Annotated in this window: 2 protein-coding genes; one reads left to right on the top strand and one right to left on the bottom strand. The window is 65.6% G+C overall.

The features are described 5' to 3' along the window. On the top strand, positions 1-1,019 hold a 1,019-nt coding region (locus tag MOV75_RS32515), incomplete at its 5' end, for an acyl-CoA dehydrogenase family protein (protein WP_247007366.1). Positions 1,020-1,140: 121 nt separating this feature from the next. Here MOV75_RS32515 and MOV75_RS32510 read toward each other — a convergent pair. Beyond that, on the bottom strand, positions 1,141-3,072 hold a 1,932-nt coding region (locus MOV75_RS32510; protein ID WP_247007364.1), incomplete at its 5' end, for a xanthine dehydrogenase family protein molybdopterin-binding subunit.

The raw sequence follows: 3,072 nt of genomic DNA, 5'->3' as shown, positions 1-3,072 counted from the left end.
CGGGCTGGCCGGTCGAGCATGGGGGGCCGGACTGGACGCCGGCGCAGCGCTGGATCTTCGAGACAGAGTCCGCGCGGGCCGGCGTGCCCAACGTGAACGTGATGGGCGTGAAGATGGTCGGGCCCGTCATCATCGGCTTCGGCTCACCGGAGCAGAAGAACTTCTACCTGCCGCGGATTCTCTCGGGCGAGGATTATTGGTGCCAGGGCTATTCCGAACCGGGCTCCGGCTCCGACCTCTCCTCGCTGAAGACACGCGCGGTGCGCGACGGCGACGATTACATCATCAACGGCACCAAGATCTGGACCACGCATGCGCACCACGCCAACCGCATGTTTGCGCTGGTGCGCACCAGCGACGGGCCACGGCAGCAGGACGGCATCAGCTTCATCCTGATCGACATGAAGACGCCGGGCATCACCACGCGCCCCATTCTCACCATCGGCGGCGACCACGAGGTCAACCAGGTGTTCTTCGACGACGTCCGCGTGCCCGTGGCCAACCGTGTCGGCGAGGAAGGCAAGGGCTGGACCTACGGCAAATATCTGCTCGAGTTCGAGCGCGGCTCGGGCATTGCGTCGGCCAAGCTGCGCGAAGGGCTGAAGGCCATCGCGGATCTCGCCGAGTCCGACCTGACCGGACGGGCGATCGACAGCCCCGATATCGCGACGCGCATCTCCGAGGTCGAGGTCGACATCGACGCGCTGGAGATGACCGAGCTGCGCGTGCTCTCGGCGCTGCAGACCGGACAAAATCCCGGCGCGGTGTCGTCGATCCTGAAGCTGCGCAACAGCGAGATCCGCCAGGCGGTGACACGGCTGGGCGCCGACGTGATCGGCCATGACGCCCTCGCCGTCGAGCCGATGCGCCCGCTCTACAAGCTCAACCACGAGCCGACGACGCCTGAGGAGATGCTGACAATGGTACCGGAATATCTCAACGGCCGCGCCTATACGATCTTCGGCGGCACCTCGGAGATTCAGCGCGATATCATTGCGAAGATGATGCTGGGGATTTGAGGGCTAAGGCTCTCTCCTCCGTCATTGCGAGGAGCCCTTGCGACGAAGCAATCCAGGATCTTTCCGGGGAGAGATTTCTGGATTGCTTCGCTGCGCTCGCAATGACGGTGCCCTTGAAGGATTACCCCGCCGCCTTCGCATCCCGGATCGCCTGCCACACCTTCTGCGGCGTCAGGGGGGTATTCAGCTGGGTGATGCCGAGATCGGCGAGCGCGTCCATCACGCCGTTGGTGACGCAAGGCGGACCGCCGATGGCGCCGGATTCGCCGCAACCTTTGGCACCGAGCGGATTGGTGCGGCAGGGCGCGGAATCATCCAGCGTCACCACGATCGGCGGAACGTCGTCGGCGCGCGGGATGCAATAATCCTGGTAGCTCGCGGTGAGGAGCTGGCCGTCGGCATCGTAGGAGACGCCCTCGTACAGCGCCTGGCCGATGCCCTGCGCGACGCCGCCATGAATCTGGCCCGTCACCAGCATCGGGTTCACGGCGACGCCGACGTCGTCGACCGTGGTGTAGCGAACGACCTTGGAGACGCCGGTCTCGGGATCGATCTCGACCTCGCAGATATGCGTGCCGTTGGGCCAGCTCGGACCGTCGACCTCACCTTCCGAATCGACGCTGAGCCTGGCGCCGCTCTCCTTCTCGGCGATGTCGAACAGGCTGATGCGGCGGTCCGTGCCGACCACGGTGAGCATGCCGCCCTGGTATTCGATGTCCTCGACCGACGTCTCCAGCACGTTCGCCGCCTTCTCGCGCGCCTTCTGGATCAAGTCGGTGGAGGAGACCGCGACAGCCGTGCCGCCGACGAACAGTGAGCGCGAGCCGACGCTGCCAAAGCCCATGGCGAGATCGGTGTCACCCTGGATCACGTCGATCTTGTCCATGGCGATGCCGAGCGTGTCGGCGATCATCTGGGTGTAGGTGGTCTGCAGGCCCTGTCCCATCGCCATGGTGCCGGAATGCAGCACGACACGCCCTTGAGAGGTCGCGTGCAGGCTGACCTTCTCGGTGTGGGCGCGGCCGCCGGTCCATTCGATATAGGAGGTGAGGCCGCGGCCGTAGAGCAGGCCCTTCTTTTTGGCCGCCTTCTTGCGCGCGGCAAAGCCGTCCCAGTCGGCGAGCTTCACGGCGCGGTCGAGCATGTGCGTGAATGCGCCGGAATCGTAAACCTGCCCGGCCGCGTTGGTGTAGGGCAGCTGCGCCGGCTTGATGTAGTTCACTTTGCGGATTGCACGCGGGTCCATGCCGATCTTTCGCGCGGCGGCGTCGAACAGGCGCTCGACGATAAAGACGGCTTCGGGACGGCCCGCGCCGCGATAGGCGCCGACCGGCGCGGTGTGGGTCATCACCGACTTTACTTCGAAATGCACCAGCGGCAGGTCATAGACGCCGGTCTGCACGAACGGCCCGAGCACCAACGGGATGATGTTCGCCGCGCCCGAGGAATAGGCGCCGGTGCAGCCGATCGACTTGACGCGATAGGCCAGCACCTTGCCCTTTTCATCCAGCGCGAAGGACGCCGTCGAGGTGAGATCGCGGCCATGGGTGCCGCCGACGAACTCGTCGGTGCGGTCGCCGCGCCAGCGGATTTTCTTGTTCAGCTTGGTTGCCGCGTAAGCGACAATGCCGTCTTCCGGATAGAGATTGGTCTTCTGGCCGAAGCCGCCGCCGATGTCGCCGACCAGCACGCGGACGCTGTCCTTGGGACGCTTCAGCACGGCCTCGGCGAGCACGTCGCGGGTCGAAGCCGGGGTCTGCGATTGCACATGCAACAGGAGACGTCCGCTCTTCTTATCGATCTCGGCAATGGTCGAGCGCGGCTCCATCGCGGACGGCACGAGGCGCTGGCTGACGAGATCGAGCTCGACGGTGTGCGCCGCCCTGGCAAAAGCCTCGTCCACCTTGGCGGCATCGCCGTAAGCCATGGCGCCGACGATGTTGTCGGGCGCCTCGGGCCATACCACGGGCGCACCGGGCTTGACGGCCTCGACCGGGTCGACCACCGCGGGCTGCACGTCGTATTCGATCACGATCGCCTCGGCCGCGCTCTG

It is taken from the genome of Bradyrhizobium sp. PRIMUS42, from assembly GCF_023006515.1.
Taxonomy (GTDB): Bacteria; Pseudomonadota; Alphaproteobacteria; order Rhizobiales; family Xanthobacteraceae; genus Bradyrhizobium.
The sequence above is the reverse complement of the archived record's forward strand: the minus strand, read 5'-3'. Positions and strand labels throughout refer to the sequence as shown.